The following is a 26,844-nucleotide window of genomic DNA, read 5'->3' as shown; positions in this document are numbered from 1 at the left end:
AGCGCGAGCAGGTCGGTCTGGCGGGCGATTTCCTGAACGATGCCGATCTTGTCGGCGATCGTCCGCATCGCGCCCACCGCACGATCGACGGCGACGCCGCTGACTTCGGCATCCTTGGCCGACTGGCGGGCGATCTTCTCGGTCTGGGCGGCATTATCGGCGTTCTGCTTGATGTTCGCCGCCATCTCTTCCATCGATGCGGATGCCTGTTCGGCAGCGGCGGCCTGCTCGGTGGCGCCCTGCGACACCTGCTCGGCGCTCGACGAGAGTTGCTGGCTGCCGGCCGAGACGTTCTCGGAGGCGGCCGAGGCATCGCCGATTACGCCGCGCAGGCGATCGACCATTCCGTTGACGGTATCGACCAGATCGCGAATCTCGTCATGGCTCCGGATTTCGACCCGCTGGTTGAGATCACCTTCGGCCACCGCACTCACGGCGACGGAGACGCGACGCAAGCCGGTCGAAACGGTCCGCGCGATCCACAGGGCCGCGCCTATGCCGATCACCAGCACTACGACGACAAGGCCGATGAACAGGCTCCGTGCCGCAGCATAGATTTCGTCGCCCTGGCGTGAGGCGTTGGCGCCGCCCTCGGTGTTCAGCTTCACCAGCGCGAGCAGGTCGTTCGCGAGATCGTCGTAAAGCGGCTTGCTGCTCGCCAGTGCGGCGGCGGCGTCCGCATTGCGGTTCTGCCGCGACAGCGCGAGCACCTGATCGACCGTCTGCTGGTAGCGCTGGAACTTCTCGCCAAAGCGCGTGTAGAGTGCGCGCTCCTCGTCCGAAGAGATCAGCTTTTCGTAGCGGACGCGGGTTTCCTTGATGCTGGCGAGAAGTTTCTCGATCTCGCCTTCCAGCTTGCGCATTTCGGCTTCGTCGGTGGTCGCGACATGGGCATATTGCGTCACGCGCAGGTCGGCGAAGCCGGTGTTTAGCCGGTGGACATCGTCGATGCTGGGCATCCAGTTGTCGGTGATCTCGGTCGACTTGGCGTTGATGGCCGACATCTTGGTGATGCCCACGACGCCCAGCGTCGCGGTCAGCAGTACCAGCGCCGCAAAGGCGAGGGCGAGTTTGGCTTTGATGGTGAAGCGCATGGGATCAGCCCCTGCTATGTGCGAGGGCCGGTTCGCCGCCGCTGTGGTGAGACGCGAAAATCGTCTGGAGATCGGGCAGGACGACGACGCCGCTGGTCCGGCGGACCAGTTCCCGGACGAACTCGCGGCGCCAGCGCATGCCGACAGCCGGCGGTGCCTCGCTGGCCGCCTGGCTGAGCGTCGTCACTTCGTGCACCTTGTCGGTGCGGATTCCGATCTGGGTCGGCTCGCCGTCCAGCTCGATTTCGATGACGACAATCCGGCTGTCTACCGTGGCCTCGGCCTGCTGCATGGCGAAGGCCAGCCGCAGATCGGCGATCGGAATGATCTTCCCGCGGAAATTGACGACACTGCGCACCAGTGGCGGCGCACCGGGCACCATGGTTTCGGGCAGCAGGTCCAGGATTTCGCGGACCAGCATCGCCTCGATCGCGAAAGTCTCTTCGCCCAGATCGAAGGTCAGAACCTCCAGATTGCCGGCCTCGTCCCACTGGGTGGTGGTGGTGTGTGCTTCCTGCATGGTCTTATCCGGCTGCACGCAGCCGCTCCTCCTGGTGCTGGCCGGTCGTCACGAGCTGGACGACGTCGAGGATCAGGGCGACCCCGCCATCGCCCAGGATCGTCGCCCCCGCGAAGGTGGCGACGTCACGGTGCAGCGGCGACATCGACTTGATGACGGTCTGGTGGCTGCCGATGATCTGGTCGACGACTAGCCCGACGCGCTCGGCGCCGGTGGCGATGACGACGATCTTCTGGTGCGGATCGGGGCGCGTGCCCGTCTCGAACATCTCGCGCAGACGCAGGAACGGCACCAGCCGGTCGCGCAGCGTAATGAAGCTGCGGCCGCGCGAGCGCAGATCCTCTTCCAGGCTCAGCTCGAGGCATTCCTCGACCGCAGCCAGCGGGATCACATAGCGCCCCTCGCCGACGCGGACGAGCAGCCCGTCGATGATCGCCAGGGTGAGCGGGATGCGCAGCACCACGGTAGAACCCTCGCCGGGCGTGGAGGTGATGTCGATCGCGCCGCGCAGGCTTTCGATCGTGCGCTTGACCACATCCATGCCGACCCCGCGGCCCGACAGGTTCGTCACCTGCGCGGCGGTGGAGAAGCCGGGGTGGAAGATCATCTGCAGCAATTCGCTGTCGCTCAGCTGCTGCCCTGGCTGGATCAGCCCCTGCGATTCCGCCTTGGCGCGCACACGCTCGCGATTGATGCCCCGGCCGTCGTCGCGGATCGTGATCAGCACTTCGCCGCCGGCCTGGCTGGCGGAGAGGCGGACATGGCCCGCCGCCGGCTTGCCGGCTGCCAGACGTTCTTCCTCCGGCTCCAGCCCATGGTCGCAGGCATTGCGGATCAGATGGACCATCGGGTCGGCGAGCCGCTCGATGACGGTTTTGTCGACTTCGGTCGTCTCGCCTTCGGTGGACAGTTCGATGGTCTTGCCGGTTTCGCGCGCCAAGTCATGAATCAGGCGACGGAAGCGGCCGAACAGGCTGGCGACGGGCACCATGCGCAGCACCATCATCGTGTCGCGCAGTTCGCTGACCAGCCGCTCGATTTCCTCGGAGATCGAACGCAGGGCGAGATCGGCGGCACTGCCGTTGGCGAGCTGCGACAGCCGGCTGTGCACGATCACCAGCTCGCCCACCCGGTCCATCAGTTCGTCGAGCCGCTCGGCAGGAACGCGGACGCTCTCGCCGGTCTTGGCGGCGGCCTTGCCGGCCGGGCCTGCCGCGGCAGCCTGCTCCGGGGCTTCGGCGCGGGCAACCGGGGTGACCGGTGCGGCGTCGGCCGGGGTATCGACTGCCGTCTCTGCAGGGGCGGTGGCATCGCTGCCCAGCGCCTCGACCGACAATTCCATGTCGTCCATCACGAAGATGAACACCTCGTCGATGTCGTCGCGTGAGATGTCGCCGTACAGCTCGACGTCCCAGCCGATATGGCATTCGACCGGCACCAGTTCGTCGAGCGGCGGCACCCGGTCGGTCCGGGCGACGATCCGGCATTCGCCGAGTTCGCGCAGCTCGTCGAGCAGCGTCAGCGGGTTGGTGCCGTTCGCCATCGATTCGGGCGGCAGCCGGAACGACAGCCGCCAGCCCTGCCGCGCGGCTTCCGCCGGCGCGGCCGGAGCGGCGCCCGATGCGGCATCGACTTCGCGTTGCAAGGCGGCGAGGATCGCGTCGCCCGCCGCTTCCAGGCCGCTCCCGTCGCCATCGACCAGCGCGCGCATATGGTCCTTGGCGGAAAGGATTACCGCCACCAGGCCTTCGGTCGCCGGTGCGAGGCCCTTGCGGACGCGGTCGAATGCGGTTTCGCAGTGGTGGGTGAAGCTCGCCAGCGCATCGAAGCCGAACATCGCGCCCGAGCCCTTGAGCGTGTGCAGCCCGCGGAACACGGCGTCGACCAGATTGCGGTCGTCGAGCCGGTGGCTCAGGTCGAGCAGGCCCTGTTCGATCTGGTCGAGCAGGTCGCCCGCCTCTACGCGGAAGGCGGCAATGGGATCGCCGCCGCTCATCGACCGAGCACCTTTCGCGAGACCTTGATGAGCTGTTCGGGCACGAACGGCTTCACCAGCCAGCCGGTCGCGCCGGCGGTCTTGGCCTGCTGCTTCATCGAATCATCGCTTTCCGTGGTGAGGAAGATGATCGGCGTGCCGCACTGTGCGGGATCCTTGCGGAGCTCGCGGATCATCGTCAGCCCGTCCATGTTGGGCATGTTGAGGTCCGTGATGATCAGGTCGAAGCGGCTGCCCTTGGCCTTGTTCAGGCCTTCGACGCCGTCGCCGGCTTCGGTGACGCTGTAGCCCGCGCCGGTGAGCGCGATCTTGATCGCCATCCGCAGGCTGGGGGAGTCGTCAACGGTGAGGATTGAGGCGGTCATTGCGCACGTTCTCCGTGGAACCAGAATTCGAGATCTTCGGGCGCAAGCGCCGTCAGGAAGCCGGCGCGCTCGAGCAGCGCCGCGATCGCAGGGCCAGCAGGCTCGCGCAGGCGGATCGCCTTGCCGCTGCGCCGCGCCTGTTCGCGCGCCGCGTGCATCAGCTGCAGGAAGCTCAGGTCGACTTCGGCCACGGCCGAGGCATCGACGTCGATCTGGTCGTCGGCTTCAAAACCGTCCAACAGAGCCTGGCGGAGCGCCGCGGCCGTGCGGACCGTGAGCGACGGGGGAACCTCCACAATAACGGGCATGCTTGTCCTCCGGTGACGCCGCCCGGAGCGACCGGAGCAGTGCTCACGGCCGGTCGGTTGGCTGTTTCATGACCATTTTAGGAGGACGCTATGGTGAACAGGGATTCATGCGTAAAAATTGGTGCTTTCGTTACCGGGTGACGCCTTGGCAGGCGAATCGCCTTTCCCGTCACGAAACCGACCCGCCGCGCTGCTAGCGGGCGGCGCGGCATGTACGCGAGGCGCGTCGGAGCGCGTCCGCGGGGGAAAGTGGACGGAATGGCGGAACTTCCATGGCCGGAGCAGGTCTGGCAGCGGCTGGCCAGACAGGTGCGGCGCGTCGCCGGCACGCGCGATGCCGAGGATCATCTTCATAGTGCGCTGGTTTCGCTGCTGCGCCAGAAGCGGTCCGAACCGGTGCGCAATGCTGAGGCCTTTCTGGTCCGTTCCGCCGTCAATAGCGCGAATGGAGAAAGGCGGACGGCGCGACGGCACCCCACCGATACGCTGGAGGAGGCGCCAATCCATGCGCTTGCCGATTTCAGTCCCGGGCCGGAAGAGATATTGATGGCGCGGGAGCGGCTAGCCCAGGTGCGCAGCGCCATCGCTGCGCTAACCCCACGGACCCGCGAAGTATTTCTGCTCAACCGGCTGGAAGGTTTGAGATACCGCGAGATTGCCACTAGTCTTGGCATCAGCGAAAGCGCGGTGGAAAAGCATATCGCCAGGGCCGCCCGCGCGCTCGCCGAATGTTCAAGGGAATGGTGACGCCGGTTATGGCCGACGGGATGGGCAACGCAGATCGCGAGGAACAGGCGGCCCTGTGGCTGTCGCGGCTGCGCTCGTCCGAAGGCAGCGCCTGGAAGACGCCGTTCCACGGCTGGCGCGCCGATCCGGAAAATGCGGCCGCGTTCGAACGGCTTGTAGATGCCTGGGACGTGGCAGGGGGGCTCCAGAGCAGCGATTTTCCGCCTGCGCGCCACTGGGATCGGCGCCGGGTGCTGGCCGGCGGGGTTGTGGCGCTTTGCGTAGCGGGCGGTGGCGCGACTTTCACGCTGATGCCAAGCGGTACCGTCTATCGCACCGCGCTGGGCGAGATGCGCCGCTTCACACTGGCCGATGGCACGCGGATGATGCTCGATACCGACAGTGAGGTACGGGCGCGTTTCAGCAGCAGCGGCCGGTATATCGACCTCAACAGGGGGCAGGCGAATTTCCTGGTCGCTTCCGCACCGCAACCCCTGGTCATCCAGGCGGCGCGCCAACGCATTCTGGCCGAAGGTGCCGAACTCGACGTCCGCCTCGACCCAGATCGGGTGAGCGTGGTGCTGATGCGCGGCGCGGCGCAGGTCGGTGGTGACGATAGCGTGGCGCGACATGTGCGGGCCGGCGAGCGGTTCGCCGATGACGGCCGCGTGGCGCGCGTGGAAGCCGTCGATCTCGCCGATGCCACGGCTTGGCAGGAAGGGCGGCTGGTGTTCCGCGCCGATACGTTGGCGCGCGCGGTGGACGAAATGAACCGCTATGGCCCGGTGCCGCTGGTCGTGGCTCCCGACATTGCCAATCTGCGTGTCAGCGGGTCCTACCGGGTGGGCGACAGCCGGGCTTTCGCCGAGGGTATCGCCGCGCTGTTGCCGGTGCGCGTGCGCGCCGACCGTGAGCGTCTGCTGCTCTATCGCGCCTGAGCGCGAAAATTTTTTCGTCAGGGGGTGGGGAAAATCGACCCGCCGACATCGGAACCGCGGGGGCGTGCCACGCACGCCATTGGGGAGAAGACCGATGCGACGAGTTTCGATGCGGCCCGGCTGGTCGTTGATGGCGTTGGGGGCGGCGCTAGCGATGGCGCCTGCCTCGAGCTTGGCACAGACTGCGCCGATGCCGGTGCATCTGCCGGCCCAGCCGCTGGGTGCCGCGCTGGAGCAACTCGCGGGGCAGCTGCATATCGACGTTCTGTTCACGCCGGAGGCGGTTGCCGGGCTGCGCGCGCCTGCGGTCGACGGGCGGTTGACGCCGCGTGAGGCAATCCAGCGGCTGATCGGCCATAACCCCATTGCGGTCGAGGCGCAGGGCGGCAGCCGCTTCGTCTTGCGGCGGGCGGCTGCCGCGAGACAGGCTGAGGCCACGCCCGCCGTGGCGTCGGTAGCCGACATGCCCGAGGAAGTCGTGGTAACGGCCCAGAAGCGCGCCGAGCCGCTCGCCAAGGTACCGGTCAGCGCGCTGGCCCTAACCGGCAAGCAACTGGAGCGCCAGGGCGTGCAGGACATTGCTGACCTAGCAAGACTGGCGCCGGGCGTGAACTTGCAAGGCACGGACGATTCCGGCGACGTCAATCTCACGATCCGCGGCATCATTTCGTCGGTAGGGGCGCCGACAACGGGCATCTATATCGATGATGTGCCGGTGCATGTCCGCAAGGATGCGGGTGTGTGGAGCGATCCGTTCCCGCGCATCTTCGACCTCGACCGCGTCGAAATCCTGCGGGGACCGCAAGGGACGTTCTTCGGCGGCAGCTCCGAAGGCGGTGCGGTGCGGTTCATCACGCCGGAGGCAAGCCTGACGAAACGCGAGGGCTTTGTACGCGCCGGCGCCGAAGTGACACAGGGCGGTGCGCCCGGTGGCCAGCTGGGCGGGGCGATCGGCATGCCGCTGGTAGCGGACAAGGTCGGGTTGCGCGTCAGCCTTTGGCACCAGAACGACGGAGGCTATGCGCGGCGCGTGGACCCTGTGACCGGCACCACGACGGCCAACAATGTCAACGGCAGCCTGGCGACTGTGGGCCATGCCAGCCTGAAGGCGGTATTCGGGCCGCTGACGCTGACCCCGTCCTTCTTCTTCCAGAGCACCGTGCAGCAGGACCGAGGGCTGTTCTGGGAGCGCGCCGGGGGCGACTATGCTATCGCCTCGCGCATCCCCGCGCGGCAGCGCGACAGGATGCTGCTCCCCAGCCTCACCGCTGCCTATGACCTGGGCGGAGTGGAGCTGCGGTCGATCACCGCCTGGATCGTCCGCGACGTCACCTACACCTATGATTCGACCCAATATCAGTTTGCGTCCTACGCGCCCGACATCACCTATCTGCCGACCAAACCCGACTATCTGGTAACGGCGACCTACCCCTCGACCCAGCGCAGCTTTTCGCAGGAGGTGCGCCTTACCTCTCGCGGCGGGCGGGATGTTCCGCTCAGCTGGGTGGCCGGCTTCTTCTATCAGAAGATGCATGAACATTATGGCGGTCGCTATGCCGATACGATCGACGATCTCGCCAATTTCGTGTCGCAGCGGAACGGCAATGGCCCGGCTAATGCTGCCACGCAGTTTGGCGAGGCGCCGATCGATGGCCGCTATTCCTATGTCCGCAGCTACTCCGATCAGGTCGAGGAAGTGGCTGGATATGCCAATGCGACCCTACTTCTTCTGCCGCGGCTGCGGGCGGCGGCGGGGGTGCGCGTGTCGCGCAGCCGTTTCGCCTTCACGGACTTCCAGGACGGCCCATGGGGACCAGCCGCTCCGACCAGCCGTGCCGGCCGTACGAGCGATCCTGCCCTACTTCCCCGCTTCAATCTCAGCTACGACCTGCCCGGTACCGGGATGCTCTATGCCACTGTTGCCAAGGGCTTTCGCATGGGCGGCGTCAATCCCATCGTGCCGGCCAATCTCTGCCAGGCCGATCTCGCGACGCTGGGGCTGACCAGCGCGCCTACGGCGTATGGCGCAGATAGCGTGTGGAGCTATGAGGCGGGCGCCAAGAGCCGTTGGTTCGGCGGTCGGCTGAAGGTCGACGGGAGCGCCTATTGGATCGACTGGAATCAGATTCAGCAGTCGGTTTATCTGTCGCAGTGCGGCTATAGCTATGTTGCCAATCTGGGGCGCGCGCGCAGTCGCGGGTTTGACCTGCAATGGGAAGTCCGCCCCCTTCGGGATCTGAGCCTGTCAGGGACCGTCGGCTATACCGAAGCCGAAAATCGCGAGACGGTATTGGTCACTGGCAATCTGCTCGCGCATCGCGGCGACCAACTCGCAATTCCGCGTTGGACCGCTACCGGTGGTGCGGAATACCGCGTGCATCCGTCGCGTACCGTGCTGGGTTATATCCGTGTCGATGCCCAATATGCCGAAGGCTATCCGCGCGTCGGCTCGGACCAGATTTACGGCGCCGACCCGCTGCTGCTCCAGCAGCCTTCGATCACGACGCTGGACTTGCGGCTGGGGGCAAGCACTGCTGCCTGGGAGGTGGCGTTCTATATCCGCAACGCGTTGGATAGCCACACCTCGCTCTACCGCTATCGCGACAGCAGCAACACTACGCCGCTGGCGCTGCGCGACACCCGGCTGACGCCACGCACCTTCGGCATCACCCTGACCCGGAGTTTCTGATCATGAAGAACCGCTTCTTGCCGGCCGTGTTGGGCGCGGCGCTCCTCGCACTTGCGTCGGCCAATCCTGTGCGCGCGCATGCGCCGGTCGCCGAACCCAAGGTGGTGCTGGTCACGTTTGACGGCGTGCGCTGGCGCGAGATTTTTCGCGGAGCCGATCCCGCACTGATCGACGATCCGCGTTTCGTGAAGCCCGATATTAAATCCGACGTGCTCGACCCCGCCTATGTCGCCCCGGCTGACCGGGCGGTTGCGCTGATGCCGTTCCTGCACAACGTCCTCGCCAACCAGGGCGTGCTCTATGGCAATCGCGATAAGGGCGAGTGCGCGCGCGTGGCGAACGACCTGTGGTTTTCCTATCCCGGCTATAACGAGTTGCTTACCGGCCATCCCGATCCGACGATCACCAGCAACGACAAGAAGCCCAATTCGAACATTTCCGTGCTCGAATATCTCGATCATCTGCCTGCCTTTCATGGTAAGGTCGGGATGGTAGGCACTTGGGACGTGTTTCCGTTCATCCTGAATACTGCGCGTAGCCATCTGCCGGTGAATGCCACCATCGAAGGCTATCCCACCGATGTGAAGACTGAGCGTGAGGGGATGCGGATGCTGCAGCAGCATCGTCGGGTCAGCTATATCGCGTTCGGCGATACCGATGAGTTCGCCCATGCCGGCGACTATGCCCATTATCTGATGGCGCTGGAGCGGGGGGATGAGTTCCTCCGGCGCGTCTGGGACTATCTTCAGTCGGATCCCTGGTATCGCGGCCAGACCACGCTGATCGTGTTGACCGACCACGGCCGCGGGGAAACGCCGCTCGCATCGTGGCGCGAGCATGGATCGGCACGGTCCTATCAGCTCGCGCCCAAGGAAGCGCCCGAATACAACGCCACGGGCGCAGTGGGCTCAGGCGCGATCTGGTTCGGGGCGATCGGGCCGGGCATCGACCGCACGGCGCTTCCGGCGGCCGGGCAATGCGTGCTGCAGGCGCAGACGCCGGCCAGCATCCTGACGCTTCTGGGGCTCGACTGGCACGGCTTTCACCCGGTGGCCGATCAGCCGACGTTGCTCGCCGCCGCGCCGCTGCCTTTCGTGCGATAAGGGGTCGGGGTCTCAGGGGCGCTGGTCGGCCAGACCGCGTCCCTGCCGCTCTTGCAGCCATTGCCTGGCGAGTAGCGCGAGAATGCCGCAACAGCCGATAGCGGGAAGGGCGAGCGCGGCAATCGCCACCGGGGGGAAGCCGGTGCCCCCCGGTGTGCCAGAGGCGCCCACCAGCCAGGCGAGCAGAGCATTGCCCAGCCCGGAAGAAAATTTCAGAACGGCAAGGAACAGCCCTACCGGCAAAGCCTCCAGCCGCGCTTCGCGATGTTGCGGGGCATGGACGCAAAGCGCCAGCAATGCCCAGATCGCCATGTTCATCCCTGCCTGTGCGACGCCGAGCAGCAGCAATGCGAGCTGGGCAAGTGGGGTATGCGCGACCGCTGCCATCATGCCCATCGACACCATGGCCAGAATATGGGCGCCAGCCAGCAGCAAGGCCGGTCCGTAACGGCGCGACAGCAGCATCCAGGCCGGCAGCGACAGCGACTGGGCGAGTGTTATCGTCGCCAGTGCATAGCCCGCCCATGCCGCGTTTCCCTTCACCGTCGCGCCGAAAAAGGGCAGCGCGCGGTTGAAGGCCGGCAACATGCTCGCCTGCAGGGCAATGATTACCAGCAGCAGCCGGAAGCGGCGATTGCCCCACAGCGCGCGGAACAGGCCCGTCGCCGCTGTGCCTCCCGCCGGGCGTTCGCCGCCCGGAAGCCTGCGCGTGACGCCGATCGCGCAGAACAAGGTCGCCATATAGATGCCGCCGGCGACCGCCGCATAGTCGCCGAACATGCGCTGCTGTGCGGCCGGATCAGCGACGGCGAGCAGCCGCGCCGCCGCGAGCCCCACGGTCGCGCCGCCCGCCGCGCTGAAGATCAGCCGCAGTCCTGATACGATCGAGGCGTCACGCTCGCTGGTGGCGACGCGGACCAGAAGCGTGTTGTGGCCGATGTCGCACAGCGTATAGCCAATCCGGCACAGCAGAATCGCGGCCACCACGGCGATCCAGCTATTGCCGCCCAGGGGGGCGAAGGTCAGCCAGAACCCCGCCGCGCCCAGCGGCGCCCCCCATAATACCAACCGCGCGAGCGAGCTCGATCTGCCATGGCGGTCGGTAAGATAGGCGACGCCCAGATCGGCCATCCCGTCCCATAGCATCGCGGCCGCGAGTACGGCACCAGCCAGCCAGGCGGAGAAGCCTGCGATGGTGACGAGATAGAAGAGCAGGAAGCTCTCGAAGCTCGACCAGAGGATGCTCTTGCCGAGATTGCCGCTGGCATAGCCGATCTGCACCCCCAGCGGGGTGATCGAACGGATTCGGGTGCAGAGCGAGGCGATCATGGATGCGGGCGATAGCCATAAGAGGCTTTCGTTTTTTTGACATGATGAAAATATATGTCAGCACCATGCCGCTTTCGCCCCGCCCGCAATTGCTGCTCACCGAAATGCAGAAGCGTGTGCTGCTGCATTTGCGGATCGCCGGGGCGATGCCGCGCATCCAGCTTGCGCTCGCGCTCGACACGAACAGCGCGACGATCACGCGCGTCACCCAGCAACTCGTTGCGCTCGATCTGATCGCCGAGGAACAACCCACCGAGCAGGGCATTCGCGGGCGTCCCACGGTACCGCTGGCCATTTCCGGGCGGGGCGGCTGGTCGGTGGGGGCGACGGCGCAACCCGGCTGGCTGGAACTGGTGCTGGTCGATTTTGCCGGGCGACCGGTACTGCACGATACGCAGCCTTTTGACGATCCGGACCCGCGGATGTTCGCCCGCGCGCTCGATGCCAGGCTGCGCGCGCTGGTGGCGCAGCATGGCTTCTTGCGCGGGCGCTTCCTCGGCCTGGGCGTAGCAGTTCCCGGCTACGCGCTGGATGGCGATCTGAACCGACGGGCGGTGGTACAGCGCCTCGCCGGGTGGAGCGATATCCCACTGGCGGAAACGCTGGGCGATGTGCTCGACATGCCGATCTGGATCGAGAATGACGCAACCGCGGCGGCGCTTGCCGAATATTACCAGCCCGGCATCATTGATCGCTATAGCTCGATCCTGGTGCTGTTTCTGGGGCATGGCATCGGCGGCGGGCTGGTTGCCGTGCGCGACCTGTTTCGCGGCGACCATGGCAATGCCGGTGAAATCGGCAAGCTGTTCCCCGGCACCGGCCCCCGGCCCTCGGGAATCGACCTGATCGAAACGCTGCGCGCGGCGGGCGTCAGCATTGCATCGCTCTCAGAAGTGGCGGCGCTGATCGAACCGCACCGCGCCACCGTTGATACCTGGATCGAGCGGGTGGCGGGGCAGCTCGAACAGGCCGTCACCGGCGGCGTGGTATGGCTCGATCCTGGTGCGGTGGTTATATCGGGGGCTTTGCCTGCGGAAATACTGGAGCGGCTCGCAGCGCGAATCGCAGAGCTCAGTGCGCCTCGACACCGCGGCTATCAGGCGCCGACGCCTGCCATTTTGCCCTCGCCGCTGGGCAGCCGGGCCGTCGTGATCGGCGCGGCCCTCGCCCCGATTCATGCCATTACGGCAGTGGCATGAAGCTGCGCGATTTAATTTCATGTAAGCAAATAAAAGAGTCACAAAACACCGCCAAGCGCCCCCCCATCGAAACCGGAATGGGGGTAATACAGACATGATGAAGCGAGCTTGGCTGGCCGGCGTGGCGATGCCCGCCTTGTGCATGGCGGCAATCCCCGCCCTCGCCCAGCAACAGCAGCAACCGGCGGAAACCACGTCCGCCGCGACCGACGACCAGCCGCAGGATATCGTCATTACCGGCTCGGCGCGTGCGCAGCGCCGCTTCGACGTTTCCTATGCGGTCAACACGCTGTCCAAGGACGATGTGCAGAAGCTGGCGCCCAAGAGCATGACCGACCTGGTCGGTGCGCTGCCCGGCATCCATGTCGAGCAGACCGGCGGCGAGGTGCAGAACATCACCCGCGTGCGCGGCATCCCGACCGATCGCGGTTATCTCTATTATCAGCAGGACGGTCTGCCGCTCTATCACGAGACGGACGGCTATTTCTTCAACCAGGGCGACGGCATGAACCGCTTCGACCTGATGACCGAGCGCATGGAAGTGGTGCGCGGCGGCCCGGCGCCGATCTATGCATCGGGTGCGGCGGCGATCGTCAACGTCATCACGGTCAGCGGCGAGCAGACGCCGCATGGCGCGGCGGAAGTGACGCTGGGCACGACCGGCCTCTATCGGCTCGAGGCGTATCAGTCCGGCCCGCTCGGTGCGCGCACGACCTATGCCGTGGGCGGCTTCTATCGCTACAATGACGGCTATCGCGACAATGGCTTCCCCTCGGACAAGGGCGGCCAGATCCGCGGCAACATCAAGCGCGAGTTCGACAATGGCTATCTGAAGGTGTCGGGCCAGTACACCAACGATCACAACCTCTTCTATCTGTCGATCCCGACCGCCGACCCGCGCAACCCCTCGGTCAGCCTCAACAACTATATCGACTATTTCACCGGCACGCTGAACACGCCGGCCCTGCGCGCGGCGACGATCAAATATCGCGACGGCGCGGGTGCGATCGAGACCCGCACCGGCGATCTTTCGAACGGCCGGCACATCCGGTTCGGCAATGTCGCGCTCGATTATGAAGGCGATTTCGACGCCTGGCACGTCTCCGCCAAGGCGAGCTATACCGATGGTCGCAACGATTTTGACGCGCTCTACTCGACCTCGAATCCGGCCGATGGCGTCGCCTTTGCCAATAGCTATCTCGCCAAGTCGCAGGCGGCGTTCGGCGCCGGCGTGACGCGGATGGGGTATGCGATTGCCGGTACGAACGGCGCGACTGCCTATGATCCGGCCACCGCGTCCGGCCTGGTCGTCCAGGCGCAATATCGCTCGATCAGCTCGAGCTTTTATTCGGGCCAGGGCGATCTGAGCGTTACCCGCAAGTTCGAAACCGGGCTGGGCAGCCACGACATCCGCGTCGGCGCCTATGGCGCGCTGTGGGGCAACACCAATTTCTCGGTCTATCAGAACTATCTGATGCAGGTGCAGTCGAAGCCGCAACTGCTCGACCTCGTTGCCTATGGCGCGGACGGGTCGATCAAGGGCTATGTTACCGATCGCGGGTCGCTCAATGACGCGGCCTCGCTCAATGCCGGCGGCTTCGATGCCAAGGTGATCGCGCTCTATGCTGCCGATACCTGGGATGTGACCGACCGGCTGCGTATCGACGCCGGCCTGCGCAAGGAATGGTACCATTATGACGGCTTCGGCCTGATCACCGGCACGGCCAATCTCGGCGATCCGACCACGCTCGCCGACGATGCGACCCGCGCCTTTACCGGCCAGGTGGGCACCAGCAAGCTCGACTTCCAGGCAACCAACTGGACGCTGGGCAGCAACTACGATTTCAGCCGGCATATCGGCATCTATGCCCGCGCGTCGCGGCTCGAGATCCCGGCGGTGGCATCGGTGACGACCACCTATCCGACGCCTTCGCTCGCGCCCACCAAGGCGCGGATGTACGAGGCCGGGCTCAAACTCGCCTCTGGCCGGTCCTATCTCTACATCACCGGTTTCTACACCAAGTTCGATCCGCTCAATGCCAGTTTCACGGCCTTCAACCCGCAGACGGGTCGCAGCGACCAGACGGTGAATTTCGTCGGCACGGCGGAGAGCAAGGGTATCGAAACCGACGGCCAGCTCCACATCGCCGGGCCGTTGTCGATCGCGGGCTCGTTCACGGTCCAGAATCCGAAATATCTGAACTTCAGCAGCAACACCGGCGCCGACGGCAGCCTGGCGAACGGCAAGCAGATCTTGCGCGAGCCGAAGCTGTACCTCAACGTTCGGCCAAACCTGGATTTCCACCTCGGCGCCGACAAGCTGAGCGTCTATGGCCGCTATGACTATATCAGCCGGCGCTATGTCGACTTCTTCAACAACACGGCGCTGCCTGCCTATGGCTATTTCAGCCTGGGCGCGATGCTCGACCATGGCAGCTGGCGTTTCCAGCTGGCAGGCGACAACATCACCAATGCGCACGGCCTGACCGAAGGCAACACCGCCGGCGACCGGCTGGCGGGGCAGGGGACGCCGACGGCGATCTTTGGCCGCCCGCTGTTCGGCCGCAGCGTCCGCCTGTCCGTCACCAAGAAGTGGTGAGGCAGGCCTTCCCTTCCTGCTGAATCGTCCCTGGGGGAAGTCTGGCCGGGCGCCGGGCTTCCCCGCTTTTTTTCCTTGCCCGAGGCCCATGCCCATGAAATCGCTAACCCGTTTCCTGCTTGCCCTGCTGCTCGCCGCTCCGCTGGTCCCGAATGCGCATGCCGGCGACGCCGCCGAGATGATGCTCCGCCTGCGCGACCCCAGGGGCGGCATCATCGTGGTCGCGCATCGCGGCTGCCACCGCGCAGCGCCGTACAAGGGGCTCGGCAACACACCCGAAAACTCCTTTGCCGCGCTCGATCAGTGCGTCGCGCTGGGGGTGGAAGTGATGGAGACCGACGTTCATCGCACCCGCGACGGCTATCTGGTGATGGTCCATGACGACAGCGTCGACCGCACCACCGATGGCCATGGCAGGATCAGCGATCTCACGCTGGCGCAGATCAAGGCGCTGCACCTGCGGCAGGACATGGGCGGCGCCGGCCAGCCGCTGACCGACCAGACCGTGCCGACGCTGGCCGAGATGCTGGCGCACGCCAAGGGCCGCATCCTGCTCAACCTGGACGTCAAGGACGCGATCTATGGCGAAGTGGTCGCCGAGGTGGCGCGTGCCGGCATGCAGGGCGGGGTGATCGTGAAGACCTTTGCCGGGACGGGCTCGCTGCCGCTCGCCTCGATCCCGCCCTATGACGGCGTGCCGTTCGCGGTGATTCCGGTCAGTGGCGACGGCAGCGCTGCCGATGTGCCGGCGATCGTCGATGCGCAAATGGCGGGCCGGGTTCACCCGATCGCCTTCGAGCTGCCCTATCTCGATGAACCGCGCGTCGCGCCGATCGCTGCGCGCACGCGGGCGCAGGGCGTTCGGCTATGGGTGAACACGCTGTTCGACGGTTTTGTCCGCGGCGGTTTCAGCGATCTCGACGCGTTGCGCGATCCCGATGCGGTATGGGGCCGGCTGTGCCGCGCCGGCGTGTCGATCTTCCAGACCGACGAACCGGAAGCGCTGCTCCGGTTCCGCGCGGAACGGGGGCGCGACTGCATGCGTGCGGCTCAGAAGCGATAGCTCGCCCCGATCCGCAGCGTTCTGGGTTGCTGGGGGGTGCGCTGGTTGCCATCGGTTACGGTCAGCGGATTCCCCAGCGAGAAGCGGTTGCCGCGCCCGTCGAGCAGATTTGCGGCATCGAGCGTCAGGGTAAGCGGCCCCTTCGACCAGGCGAGTGCAGCATTCAGCGTGGCATACTTGCCTTGCGGAATGTGCAGGTCGCCGACGCCCAGCCAGGTTCGCCCGACATAATGCGCCGTGCCGCGTAGCAGCAGATGCGCACCGTCGGGCAGCGCCCATTCGCGTTCTGCGGCGCCGCGCAGCGTGATGGCCGGGGTGTTCGGCAGCGCCTGCAGACTGTCGCGCGCGAATTCCGGGTTCGGCCGGTCGAGCACTGCCCGGGTCAGGAACATCGCCCCCGACAGGCGCAGACCGCCGGGCGAGTGCCACTGGAGACTGGCTTCCAGCCCGTGGATTCGGCCGCTGCCGATATTGGCGGTGACCGGCCCCGAAACGCCGTAGAGATCGGACTGGATGTGTCGCCAGTCGGTCGTGGAAAGGGCGATGTTGCCGGACAGTCCGTCATCGCCTTCGCGTAACCGCATACCCGCTTCGACGGTATCGAGCGTGTCCGGACGATAGACGACAAAGCCGTTCGCCGCCGACGTACCGGGATCGGTGACGGACAGTTCGGTCAGCGCATAACCGCCGAGCCGATAGCCGCGCTGGTAGCGCAGATAGACGGTAGTGCGCGGTGAGCGTTGCCAGCTCAGCGCGGCGCTGGGCAGAACGCTGACATTGCCCGCGCCGGGCACGTCGATCGTCGCAAGATCCTGGTCCCCGTCGGGGAGGATGTTGGTGCCTTGCAGGTCGGTATAGGCGGCCCGGCCGCCGAGCGTCACATTCAGCCGCGGCAACAGGCGGAACGTCGCTTCGCCGAACAGTGCGATGTCGATCGCCTTGTTGCCGACGCCGCGAAAGGGCTGGGTGAAGCCGCCGACCGTCGCCGACTGGGTCAGGCGGTCGTCGCTGAGCGTGGCATAGGCACCTAGCACGAGCCCGGTACCGTCCCTGCCATGGCGGGCAAGACGCACTTCGCCATTATACACGCGTACGCGATTGTCGGTGGCGATGCCGAGAATCTGACCGTCGCCGCCGAGCCGGGTCGAATCGTACAATGCGGTCAGATGGTTCTCGATGACGGACAGGGCTGCCGTCAGCGTCTGCCCATCGGCCCAGCGATGCATTGCGGTCACATAGCCAAGACGAAAGTCGTTGAGCGCGGGCTGGGCAATCGCCGCGGCATGGGCGAGCGGGGGCTGGTCGGCCTCCGCATATTGGCCGTCGGCATGATAGAGGCGCTGATAGACGGCGCCCAGGTCGACGGTCCAGGCATTGCCCGCCTCCAGGCGCAAGGTGGCGCGGCCGCCGGCGAGATCGGTGCGATTGACATTGCGGCGATGGCGCAGCGTATCGTCAATATAGCCCGGATCGCGGCCGCCATAGCCGACCAGTCGCAGCGCCATTCGGTCGCCGATCGGGATATTGACCATCGCCATGGCATCCCCGCCAACGCCGCCATGCGTCACGGCAGTAGCCCCGGCGGCTACTTCCCCTTCCCAACGGCCCGTCCTGGGCGCACGCGGCGTGATGCGCACGATGCCCCCCAGTGCGCCGGCGCCGTAGAGCGTGCCCTGAGGCCCTTCGAGCAGTTCCACGCGGGCCATGTCGTACAGCGCCAGATTGGGGTCCGGCGCGCTGTAGTTGAGCTGCACATCACCCAGATATTGCCCGACCGTCGCCTGGCTGGCGCCGGTAAAGCTGCTGTCGGCAACGCCGCGTACGAACAGCTTTTCGCGACCCGGCCCCAAATTGGTGGCGGCAAGTATCGGTAGCGCGGCGACGATTGCGCGGCTGTCGCGGGCAATACCGCCGCCGAGCGTCAGCTGGTCCGCATCGAGTATCCAGGCCGAGCCGGGATATTGGCGCAGGGCTGTCCCGCGCTTGGTGGCGGTAACGACGACTTCGGCAGGTTCCGCGGGCGGTGGCGGCGCCTTTTCGGCAGGCGGTGGCGCGGGGTGCGCAGGGCGGGGCAGCGGAACAGTTTCGATGCGGTAGAGGCCGCGTGCCACCCGTACGGCATGCAGGCCGCTGCCGCGTAGCACCCGCGCCAGTGCTTCCTCCACCGTCATCCATCCCTGGACCGGTTTCGCGAGCCGGCGGTGCGTCAGCCTGGGATCGGTGGTCGCAACGCTGATGCCCGCCTGGCTGCCGATCGCAATGATCGCGCTGGCGAGCGTGCCCGCCGGAATGCGATAGTCGCGCCGCTCGCCTGCGGCCTGCGCATGCGCGCCCCCGATCGCCAGCGCCATGCTCGCGACGAGTGCGCCGGCAAGTGCACGGCGGTGGAACCAGGGGGCATGCTTCATGCTGCTACGCTTCGTTTCACGGGGCGCGGACGAGCCTCCGTTCGCCATTCGCCTTCACCACGCGGATTGGTAGCAGCGCCTCAATCTGGCGGTCCAGCGCCGCCGGGTTGCCGATGGTGAGCACGCCGCTGAAGCGAAGGCCCCGCAGTTCCGGCGCCACGCGCACGGGCGTACCCGAATAGCGCTGCAGGTCACGGGCGAGATCGTCGATCGTGCTGTCGGCATACACCAGCCTGCCCTGCGCCCAGGCGAGCATATCGTTCGGCTGGATCGGTCGCACCCGGTCGGCCTTGTCAGCCGGCGTGCGGAGCAGGCCGGTACCGGCCGGCAGACGAGTCAATGCCTGCCCTTCCTGCCCCGACGAGACCGCCACCAGGCCGCGCCGCACGTTCACGCCGAACGTGCCGTCCTGGTTGAGTACGTCGAATTCGGTACCGAGTACCCGCACTTCGCGGCCCGCCGCGGCGACGGTGAAGGGGCGCGAGGGCTCGTGATGCACGTCGAAAATTGCCTCGCCTGCGCGAAGCTCGGCCGAGCGGGTCTTGTCGCCAAGCGTCACCACGATCTCGGTATTGCGGTTGAGCGTCAGCCGCGATCCATCGGCCAGCGCAACGACGCGCGTGCTGCTACCGTCGGTGCGATAGGTCTCCGTGGCAGGTGCCGACCAGGGCATCAGTTGGGGAAGGGCGACGATGGCCGTCACGGCAGCGGCAACGGCGGCCGATGCGGGCAGCCACCAGCGGGGCGCGGTTCGTTTCGCGCGGTGCGCATCGAGCGATACGATCACGGCCTCAGCCATGGGCGCGGCGGGCGCCGCTTCCGTCGGCAGCGCATCGGCCGCCACCCAGAGGCGCTCGACCTTCGCATAGGCTTCGGCATGTGCCGGATCTGCTTCGATCCAGGCAAGATGGTCGAGCCAGAGCTGCTCGTCTTCGCAATTCTGCAGCCGGACGAACCATTCGACCGCTGCCTGTTCCGGATCCACCCGTGCCATTAGCTTTTCGTCCTATCGACTGGCTGCCACGGCACGCCATGGGCCGAGGCCGGGCGCCGTGCGCTGCAATATTGATTTGCGATCGACCGCGTCATCGGCCGACCCTCGCCATCAGATGGCGCAAAGCGCGCATCATGTGTTTTTCAATCAGGCTGCGCGAAACGCCCATGCGTTCGGCCACTTCGGCATGCGACAGCCCTTCGAGCTTGTGCATTCGAAAGCTGCGCTGCACAGCCTCCGGCAATTCTTTCAGAGCCGCTGCCAGCCGCGCCACCTGGTCGCGGGCGATCAGTGCCTCGTCGGCGGGCACGGTATCGCTCACATCCTCGCCGGTCGGGGTTACGACGTGATGGGTATCGCGCCACGCATCGTCGCGCGCGGCGCGCGACTGGTTCTGCCGCAACCGGTCGAGCATGATGTTGTTGCCCAGCCGGTAGAGATAGCCGCCGTGGTTGCGGATATCCTCGTCCGGCAGATTGGCGATGCGGAGGTAGATTTCCTGCACGATATCTTCGGCATCGGCTTCGCCGGTCCGCCTGGCAAAGTAATGGAGCAGCGCTGCGCGTCGCATCAGGAACGCTGCGACCAGCGCAGAATGGTGGGTCATGGACCGGGATCGCGCCTTTCCGCTTAAACTGGGGCTATCCTGTCTGCGCATAGGTGCCGATCCACAGGGCGCCAAGTGCGGGATGTTTCGGGGGCGGGCGGCGGTGCGGAGCGGGGACAAGGCTCAACGCTCCCGTGCTGCGCCGAGCAGCATCAGGATGCCCCAGCCTGCCGCAAGCGCCAGCGCCCACGACGTCATCACGCCGGCTGCCAGGATGAGCAACCTGGTGCGAGGGGGCAGCTTCTCCGTCGGTTGCTCGTCCGGCACGGGCGGACCCCAGGGGGGTGCTGCACGGCCTTCCGATTTCCAGTCAGGCTTGATGTCGTAATGCACGGTCTCGTTCCGCTTTGGGGGGCTGCGAACGAAGCAGCGATGATCCGCAGGGACAGGGTAAGCGCCCGCCCGAAGGAGCACGGGCGGGCGCCCGCCTCAGCGCTTCGGCGAGGCGACCGGAGGCTTCGCCTGACTCTGCTTCGCCGGCTTGTGCGGCTTCGACAGATGCGACGGGGGGACCGCTTTCTGCGCGGGAGCGGCCGGCTTGGTCGATTGCGCCAGGGCGGGGGAACCCAGGCTCACTGCGACGGCAGCGGCGAACATCCATCCGATAGACTTCATGGCAGACCCTTCCTTGCTGGTTCGGATCGCGCTTTGCGCAGCGCTTCCGATCCCATGACGAAGCGGTCGCCCGGGCACCGGAAGCGCGCAGCGCATTTTTTTTCGCATGGGCGATGTTGCCATCGTGCGACGGGAGGGCACGGCGGGGCGACTGGAAAAAATCGCGTCCGCCATTGCGGTGCCGTGGTCGAGGCTTCGTCGAGGAAGCGGAGGCCCGCAGCAAGCGGGGCCGTTCTTCAGAACAAGGTGCAGATATGAACTTGGTGTACAAGCGTGCGGTACAGATGGCGGCGTTCGGCCTGACGATCGGAGCGGCGATGCCGGCCCTGGCGCAGGACGCAGGGCAGGGCGAGGAAGCGGGCCCCTATGTCGTCGGGCGGATCGGTTCGCAGATCGATGCCGACCTCAAGTTCAAGGGCAAGGATGCACGTTCGCCTTCGACGCTGCCGAACAATGTCGATCTCCGCGCGGGGCAGGCGTTCGAGGGCGGCGTGGGCTATGCGTTCAACCATTTCCGGCTGGAAAGCACGATCGGTTACACGGCAGCAAATGTCGACGCTTCCTCGCTCAACACCGGTGGTCTCGTAACCCGCGGCCGTACCAAGACGCTGAGCATCGGCGTTGCCGGCTATTACGACATCGACACGGGCACGCGCCTTCGTCCCTTTGTCGGCGGCGGAATCGATGCAGTGCGCGTGACGGAGCGCCTGTCCCGCGTATCTGCCGCAACCGGGCAGGGCAGCAGCCTGTCGGGGCGTGACTGGGGCTTCCGCTGGCACCTTGATGCCGGTGTCGGTTACGCGCTCACCAGCAAGACAACCGTCGAACTGGCCGCGCGCTACGCAGAAAGCTCGGGCCTGGGGTTCGCCGGCCGCATGCCGCTCGCAGCAGGCGGCAGCGGCGCCGCCACCTATCGGCCGAAGCTTTCGGCGACTTCGATCACCGTCGGACTGCGTCAGCACTTCTGATGGTGGGGGCCGGCGGTCTCGCGTCCCCCATGGTGGACCGCCGGCCCCAATTATGGCTGAGCGCCGTTGGTTTCGCTCAGGGACTGACGCTCGTCGAATGCGCGCCCGGAATCACGATATCGCACCTGCGCAACGTGAAAGGCGCCGAATTCAGCGTCGCGCCGGGCGTGGCGGCGCTGGACGGCTAGCCGCTGCAGCGGTCGGCTGCCTCAGCCGCGTCCCGTGAGCAGCCGCACGGTCAGGCGTGCGGCGGCGCCCCAGGGCGGCCCGATGCGTTCGAACATGTTCAGCGGCCCCGCCTTGTGGACGCCGCGCGCATGGCTGAACCGGTGGAAGCCGTCATGGCCGTGATAGGCTCCCATGCCGCTGGCGCCAATCCCGCCGAAGGGCAGGTTGTGCTGGCCGACATGCAGCAATGTGCCGTTGATGGTCGCGCCGCCCGAGGTCGCACCATCGAGAATCGTGCGCTGCAGGCGTGTGCTGGTGGCGAAGCAATATAGCGCCAGGGGCCGCGGGCGGGCGCGGACAAAGGCAAGCGCTGCGTCGAGCGAGTCATAGCCGCGGACGGGGAGAACCGGTCCGAAGATCTCGTCGCGCATCAGGATGCTGTCTTCGGGCGCCCCCAGCACGACGGTGGGGGCAATGCGTCGGCCGTCCTTCGCGCCTGCCGGATGAGTCAGTATCTCGGCGCCGCGGTGGCGGGCTTCTTCGATCGCCTCGGTCAGGCGCTGATGCTGGCGCGCGTTGATGACGTTGCTGTAGTCGCCGTTGCCGTCGATGCTGGGATAGCGACGGATCGCGGCGGCCAGCACGCTTTCGGCGAACGCGCGAGCCGATGCGGCAGGCACCAGCGCATAATCGGGGGCGACGCAGGTCTGGCCCGCGTTGAGATAGCGGCCGAAGGCAATCGAGGCGGCGGCGCGGTCGATCGCGAAGTCCGGTGCGACGATCGCCGGCGACTTGCCGCCCAGTTCGAGCGTCACCGGCGTCAGGTGCTCGGCGGCGGCGCGCAGTATGTGGCGGCCCACCGCCGTCGAACCGGTAAAGACGAGATGGTCGAGCGGCAGGCTCGCCAGTGCCTGCGACACCTCCACCCCGCCCGAAACTACGGCCAGGCGATCAGCTTCGAAGCGGTCAGCGACGAGCCGTGCCAGCAGCGCCGTGAACGCGGGCGCAGATTCGGATGGCTTGATCAGCACGCGGTTGCCCGCCGCCAGGGCATCGACCGCCGGCCCCAGCGCGAGCAGCAAGGGATAGTTCCAGGGAGCGATCACCCCGATGACGCCGAGGGGCTCGTACCGGATCCAGCCGCGACCCGGCTGCATGCTGAGATCGACACGTCGCGGCTCATCCCGCATCCAACGCTTGAGGTGGGCCCGGGCGTGTCGCAGCGCCGTGAGCAGCGGCACGAATTCCAGAAGATCGGTTTCGTCGGGAGAGCGCCCGCCAAAATCCTCCGCGATCGCTTCTGCCAGCGCCGCACGTCCATCGACGAGAAGCCCGCGCAGCGTCTCGAGCAAGGCCCGGCGCGTCGCATGATCCGGCGCGGGCGCCTCCCGTGCGGCCCGGTGCTGCCGGTCGAAGATGGTGTGCAGGGCCTGCAGATCGGCGGTCATCCTGGTCCTCTCCACCGCCACTTCCTTTCGCGGCGTTGGGCGATCCTATGACAGGCTTTCCGACCAAACAAGATCAATGCTCATATTTAAGTGTGGTACTGTGCATAAAAACTGTTACGTTCGTCGAGTCGACTCGGGATCGAGCGATCAAATGAGGGAGGGGCGGCATGGCCGACCGCGACAGCGGTGCGCCTGTACGAATGGATGCGTCTGCGGCCGGTCACTATCTGCGCTATGCGGACGCGCTGCGCGGCGAGCGCCTGCCCGCGGCCTTTGTCGATCTCGACGCGCTGGAACGGAACGGCGCACTGCTGGGTGTGCGGGCGCAGGGTCTGCCGGTCCGCCTGGTCACAAAATCGGTGCGTTCGGTTTCAGTGCTTCGGCACCTGCAGGCCCGCTTCGCCTATCTGCAGGGGCTACTCTGCTTCTCGCCCGCCGAAGCGGCGTGGTTGGCCGAACAGGGGTTTGACGACATCGTCGTCGCCTATCCCACCGTGGAACCGAGCGAGATCGCGCTGGTCGCGGCCGCAGTGCGGGGCGGCGCGTCGATCACCTTGATGGTGGACGATGCCGCCCAGCTGGACGTGATCGAGCGCTGCGCGGCCGCGGCCGGCACGGTCCTGCCGCTGGCGATCGATATGGATGCGTCGACGCGCTTTCCCGGTCTGCATTTCGGTGTCTATCGTTCGCCGGTCGGCACGCCCGCGGCGGCGCTTGCGCTTGCCGCCGCGATCGCGCGGCGCCCGCATCTGCGGCTCGATGGTTTGATGGGCTATGAGGGCCAGATTGCCGGCCTTGGTGATGCGATTCCCGGCCAATATCTCCGCAACCGCATCATCCGTTCGCTCAAGGCGCGTTCGATCCGCGACGTGCACCGGCGGCGCGGCGCGATCGTCGCGGCTCTGACGGAAGCAGGCCATCGCCTGCGCTTCGTCAATGGCGGCGGCACGGGCAGCTTCGAGAGTACGGCGTGCGACCCGAGCGTCACCGAACTGGCGGCGGGCTCCGGTTTCTACCTGCCGGGCCTGTTCGACCATTATACGGTGCATCTCGGCGAGCCCGCGGCAGGGTTCGCGCTGCCGGTGACGCGCCGCCCGCAGCCGGGGATCGTGACCTGCGCGGGGGGGGGATACCCCGCATCGGGGCCGATCGGGCCGGATCGGCTGCCCCGCCCCTGGTTGCCGGAAGGTACCACGCTGATCGCCAACGAGGGCGGCGGCGAGGTGCAGACGCCGGTGCGGATCGCCGTGCAGGACACGCCGGCAATCGGCGCGCCGGTGTTCTTCCGCCACGCCAAGGCCGGGGAGCTTTGCGAGCGGTTCGACACGCTGCTGCTGGTGCGCGGCGACACGATTGTCGACCGGGTGCCGACCTATCGGGGCGCTGGCCAGTGCTTCTTCTGACGCGCCGCAACCGAAACTGAGAGGACGGAAGTCAACCTATAGGAGAGGGGTCACGATGAAACGGCACAAATTGCGGCACGGTTTGGTCCTCCTTGCGCTGGTCGGCACGACCCAGGCACGCGCGCAAACGTCGGATCAAAGCGCACCTGCCTCCGAAGGGGATATTGTCGTCACGGCACAACGCCGATCCGAACGGCTGCAAGATGTGCCGATCGCCGTGACAGCCATCACCGGTGATGACGCGCGCGACCGCGGCGTCGCCGATGTCCTCGACTTGTCGAACCGCGTGCCGGGGCTTCAGATCCGTTCGGCAGACAATGGCGCCAATCCGCGCATCTTCATTCGCGGGGTGGGGCTCAACGACTTCAACCCGGCGACGGCAAGCGCGGTCGGCATTTACGTCAACGGCGTCTATGTTGCTTCCTCACTCGCGCAGCGGGATGCGTTTTTCGACCTGGCGCAGGTGGAGGTGTTGCGCGGTCCGCAGGGGACGCTGTACGGCCGCAACACCACCGGCGGCGCGGTCAACGTCACGACGCGCAAGCCCGGTTCCACCCCCGAAGCCGATCTGTCGATCGACTATGGCCGGTTCAACGCGCTGACGGTGGAGGGCGGCGTGAGCGCGCCGATCGCACGGGACCTGCTGGCGGTGCGACTTGCCGGGCTCTATCAGCGTGACGACGGCTATGTGCGCAACAGCCTTACCGGCAACAGCGGCAACAATGTCGACCGTTGGGCGATCCGGGGCAGCGTCCATTTCACGCCGTCGAGCGCGATCACCGACGACCTTACCGTCAACGTCAGTCGATCGAATGGCGGGTCGCTGCAGCCCTATCTGCGGACACTGACCCCACAGACCGCGGCGGCCACCGGCCCGGACGGGCTGTGCGCCCCCGCTTTCTATACCTCGGGGCAGTGCACCAACATCCTGGGGTACGCCAATACCAGCCGTAACCTCTATGAGGGCGCCTATCGCTTCGAGGGCAAGGACCGGGTCGACCTCGCCGGCTTCGGCAACACCCTGTCGACCGATTTCGGCGGCATCAGCCTTTTTTCGGTCACAGGCTTCCAGCACGCCAGTCGCAACGACCAGGAAGATACCGACGCCAGCCCGGTTCCGGTCTTAGCGGCATCCTATATCACCAAGCAGGACACGTTCAGCCAGGAGCTGCGTCTGCAGTCGAACGGCGAGGACCGCCTCCGCTACGTTGCCGGCCTCTATTATGCGCATGACGTGATCCGCAACGGATCGTCGCTCGACGTGCTGCCCGTGTTGCGCACGCCGACCCCGGACAATCCCTCCGGCATCAACATCGCGGCCGGAATCGGCGACTTCGCCTGGCCCTCGCGGCAGGTGACGAACAGCTATGCCGTGTTCGGGCAGCTCGATTATACGATTGTGCCGCGCGTTACGCTGACGGCAGGGCTGCGCTGGTCGGCCGATCGCAAGCAGTTCAGCTATCGCGCCGATGCCGCGAGCGACACGATCACACTGTTTACTTTCGCCGATACCAAGACCTTCCGCTCCTGGTCCGGCCGCGCGGGAATCGCGTATCGCGTGTCCGACGCCGCCAATCTCTATGCCAGCTATAATCGCGGCACCAAGAGCGGCGGTTTCTTCAGCGGCTTCGCGCAGGATCCGTCGCTGCTCGGCCCCTATCGCGACGAGACGGTCGATGCCTATGAGGCCGGCGCCAAGACGCAGTGGCTCGATCGCCGGCTGGGCCTCAACCTTTCGACCTTTTATTATGATTACCGCAACCTGCAGGTATACACCACGATCGTTCAGGGGCTGATCACCACCCAGCTCTTCACCAATGCCTCGGCGGCGCGTGTCTATGGCGCCGAGCTGGAGATGACCGCGCGGCCGATCGACGGGCTCAACCTCAGCGCTTCGGCCTCGCTGCTCGACGCGACCTATCGCAACTTCATTTCGCAGGGCAGCGACTATTCGGGCAACCGGCTGCCTTCGGCGCCCAAGTTCAGCGGGCAGGCGAGCGCCGAATATCGCAAGCCCATCGGCCGCGGCGCGCTGGTGGCGCGCGCTGACCTCTCCTATCGCAGCCATGTCTTCTTCGACACGTCTAACGCGGCACGGCTCGGCGATCGCGCCCGCGCCTTTGTCGACGGGCGCATCGGCTGGCAGTTTGCGGGCGGCCATTATGAGGCGGCCCTGTGGGTCCGCAACCTCTTCGACGTGCCGGTCATTTCCGACATGACGCCGCTGCCCGCGCTCGGCTTCGACGCAATCATCGTCGGCCGTCCCCGGACCTGGGGCCTATCGCTCCGGGCACATTATTGATG

23 protein-coding genes are annotated in these 26,844 nt (G+C 66.3%); 11 read left to right on the top strand and 12 right to left on the bottom strand.

Annotated features, from left to right (window positions below; translation table 11 throughout):
* From ACT53M_RS07270 to ACT53M_RS07250, 5 genes are all read right to left on the bottom strand, one after another.
* Positions 1-1,094 (bottom strand): methyl-accepting chemotaxis protein (locus ACT53M_RS07270; protein ID WP_476232381.1); only part of this gene is annotated, 1,094 nt, incomplete at its 3' end.
* 4 nt (positions 1,095-1,098) lie between these two features.
* A complete protein-coding gene (locus tag ACT53M_RS07265) occupies positions 1,099-1,614 on the bottom strand; it encodes a chemotaxis protein CheW (RefSeq protein WP_476229396.1) in 516 nt (171 codons plus the stop codon).
* A 4-nt stretch (positions 1,615-1,618) separates the two neighbouring features.
* Positions 1,619-3,610 (bottom strand): chemotaxis protein CheA, encoded by a 1,992-nt coding sequence (locus ACT53M_RS07260; protein WP_476232379.1) that lies wholly within the window; start codon positions 3,608-3,610, stop codon positions 1,619-1,621.
* Positions 3,607-3,975 (bottom strand): response regulator, encoded by a 369-nt coding sequence (locus ACT53M_RS07255; RefSeq protein ID WP_476229171.1) that lies wholly within the window; start codon positions 3,973-3,975, stop codon positions 3,607-3,609. The genes ACT53M_RS07260 and ACT53M_RS07255 overlap by 4 nt, the downstream gene beginning before the upstream one ends.
* The gene (locus tag ACT53M_RS07250; RefSeq protein WP_476232377.1) at positions 3,972-4,283 is read right to left on the bottom strand and encodes an STAS domain-containing protein; all 312 of its coding nucleotides are present in this window, start codon (positions 4,281-4,283) and stop codon (positions 3,972-3,974) included. Before ACT53M_RS07250 ends, ACT53M_RS07255 begins: the two co-directional genes overlap by 4 nt.
* A 258-nt stretch (positions 4,284-4,541) precedes the next feature.
* On the opposite strand from ACT53M_RS07250, the gene ACT53M_RS07245 reads away from it, so the two are divergent.
* The 4 genes from ACT53M_RS07245 (at position 4,542) to ACT53M_RS07230 (ending at position 9,739) form a co-directional block, all read left to right on the top strand.
* The gene (locus ACT53M_RS07245) at positions 4,542-5,030 is read left to right on the top strand and encodes an RNA polymerase sigma factor (RefSeq protein WP_476232376.1); all 489 of its coding nucleotides are present in this window, start codon (positions 4,542-4,544) and stop codon (positions 5,028-5,030) included.
* Positions 5,012-5,947 carry a FecR family protein gene (locus tag ACT53M_RS07240; RefSeq protein ID WP_476232375.1) on the top strand — a complete coding sequence of 312 codons (936 nt, stop codon included), beginning with the start codon at positions 5,012-5,014 and terminating at the stop codon, positions 5,945-5,947. Before ACT53M_RS07245 ends, ACT53M_RS07240 begins: the two co-directional genes overlap by 19 nt.
* Positions 5,948-6,041: 94 nt before the next feature.
* Positions 6,042-8,636 (top strand): TonB-dependent receptor, encoded by a 2,595-nt coding sequence (locus ACT53M_RS07235; RefSeq protein WP_476232374.1) that lies wholly within the window; start codon positions 6,042-6,044, stop codon positions 8,634-8,636.
* A gap of 2 nt (positions 8,637-8,638) precedes the next feature.
* Positions 8,639-9,739, top strand: coding sequence for a hypothetical protein (locus ACT53M_RS07230; protein ID WP_476232373.1), 1,101 nt, complete (start codon positions 8,639-8,641; stop codon positions 9,737-9,739).
* 12 nt (positions 9,740-9,751) lie between these two features.
* On the opposite strand, the gene ACT53M_RS07225 is transcribed toward ACT53M_RS07230, so the two are convergent.
* Positions 9,752-11,068: an MFS transporter gene (locus tag ACT53M_RS07225; RefSeq protein WP_476232372.1), complete on the bottom strand. Its 1,317-nt coding sequence runs from the start codon at positions 11,066-11,068 to the stop codon at positions 9,752-9,754.
* Positions 11,069-11,109: 41 nt separating this feature from the next.
* Here ACT53M_RS07225 and ACT53M_RS07220 point away from each other — a divergent pair, with 41 nt between their 5' ends.
* The 3 genes from ACT53M_RS07220 (at position 11,110) to ACT53M_RS07210 (ending at position 15,929) form a co-directional block, all read left to right on the top strand.
* Positions 11,110-12,267: an ROK family protein gene (locus tag ACT53M_RS07220; protein WP_476232370.1), complete on the top strand. Its 1,158-nt coding sequence runs from the start codon at positions 11,110-11,112 to the stop codon at positions 12,265-12,267.
* A gap of 94 nt (positions 12,268-12,361) precedes the next feature.
* A complete protein-coding gene (locus ACT53M_RS07215; protein WP_476232369.1) occupies positions 12,362-14,866 on the top strand; it encodes a TonB-dependent receptor in 2,505 nt (834 codons plus the stop codon).
* A 94-nt stretch (positions 14,867-14,960) separates the two neighbouring features.
* Positions 14,961-15,929 carry a glycerophosphodiester phosphodiesterase family protein gene (locus ACT53M_RS07210; RefSeq protein WP_476232368.1) on the top strand — a complete coding sequence of 323 codons (969 nt, stop codon included), beginning with the start codon at positions 14,961-14,963 and terminating at the stop codon, positions 15,927-15,929.
* Here the strand turns inward: ACT53M_RS07210 and ACT53M_RS07205 are convergent.
* The 5 genes from ACT53M_RS07205 to ACT53M_RS07185 all read right to left on the bottom strand — a co-directional run bounded on the left by ACT53M_RS07205 (position 15,917) and on the right by ACT53M_RS07185 (position 20,553).
* Entirely contained in the window at positions 15,917-18,337 is a 2,421-nt protein-coding gene (locus ACT53M_RS07205) for a TonB-dependent receptor (RefSeq protein ID WP_476232366.1), read from the bottom strand. The two genes, ACT53M_RS07210 and ACT53M_RS07205, sit on opposite strands and share 13 nt — an antisense overlap.
* Before the next feature lie 16 nt (positions 18,338-18,353).
* Positions 18,354-19,331: a FecR family protein gene (locus ACT53M_RS07200; protein ID WP_476232365.1), complete on the bottom strand. Its 978-nt coding sequence runs from the start codon at positions 19,329-19,331 to the stop codon at positions 18,354-18,356.
* A gap of 91 nt (positions 19,332-19,422) precedes the next feature.
* Entirely contained in the window at positions 19,423-19,938 is a 516-nt protein-coding gene (locus ACT53M_RS07195) for an RNA polymerase sigma factor (protein WP_476229158.1), read from the bottom strand.
* A 123-nt stretch (positions 19,939-20,061) separates the two neighbouring features.
* Positions 20,062-20,271, bottom strand: a complete 210-nt coding sequence (locus ACT53M_RS07190; protein WP_476229157.1) for a hypothetical protein — start codon at positions 20,269-20,271, stop codon at positions 20,062-20,064.
* 96 nt (positions 20,272-20,367) lie between these two features.
* Positions 20,368-20,553 (bottom strand): hypothetical protein, encoded by a 186-nt coding sequence (locus ACT53M_RS07185; protein ID WP_476232364.1) that lies wholly within the window; start codon positions 20,551-20,553, stop codon positions 20,368-20,370.
* A gap of 254 nt (positions 20,554-20,807) precedes the next feature.
* On the opposite strand from ACT53M_RS07185, the gene ACT53M_RS07180 reads away from it, so the two are divergent.
* Positions 20,808-21,521 carry an outer membrane protein gene (locus ACT53M_RS07180; RefSeq protein ID WP_476232363.1) on the top strand — a complete coding sequence of 238 codons (714 nt, stop codon included), beginning with the start codon at positions 20,808-20,810 and terminating at the stop codon, positions 21,519-21,521.
* Between the two features lie 29 nt (positions 21,522-21,550).
* Complete coding sequence (locus ACT53M_RS07175; RefSeq protein WP_476232362.1) at positions 21,551-21,709, top strand: hypothetical protein; 159 nt, start codon at positions 21,551-21,553, stop codon at positions 21,707-21,709.
* A gap of 21 nt (positions 21,710-21,730) precedes the next feature.
* On the opposite strand, the gene ACT53M_RS07170 is transcribed toward ACT53M_RS07175, so the two are convergent.
* Complete coding sequence (locus tag ACT53M_RS07170; RefSeq protein ID WP_476232361.1) at positions 21,731-23,137, bottom strand: coniferyl aldehyde dehydrogenase; 1,407 nt, start codon at positions 23,135-23,137, stop codon at positions 21,731-21,733.
* A gap of 167 nt (positions 23,138-23,304) precedes the next feature.
* Here ACT53M_RS07170 and ACT53M_RS07165 point away from each other — a divergent pair, with 167 nt between their 5' ends.
* Complete coding sequence (locus tag ACT53M_RS07165) at positions 23,305-24,540, top strand: amino acid deaminase/aldolase (protein ID WP_476232360.1); 1,236 nt, start codon at positions 23,305-23,307, stop codon at positions 24,538-24,540.
* Between the two features lie 55 nt (positions 24,541-24,595).
* A complete protein-coding gene (locus tag ACT53M_RS07160; RefSeq protein WP_476232359.1) occupies positions 24,596-26,842 on the top strand; it encodes a TonB-dependent receptor in 2,247 nt (748 codons plus the stop codon).
* The last annotated feature ends 2 nt before the right edge of the window (positions 26,843-26,844 follow it).

It is taken from the genome of Sphingomonas sp. DMC6, from assembly GCF_056314225.1.
Note: the sequence above shows the minus strand (reverse complement) of the source record. Positions and strands in the feature narration are given on the sequence as shown.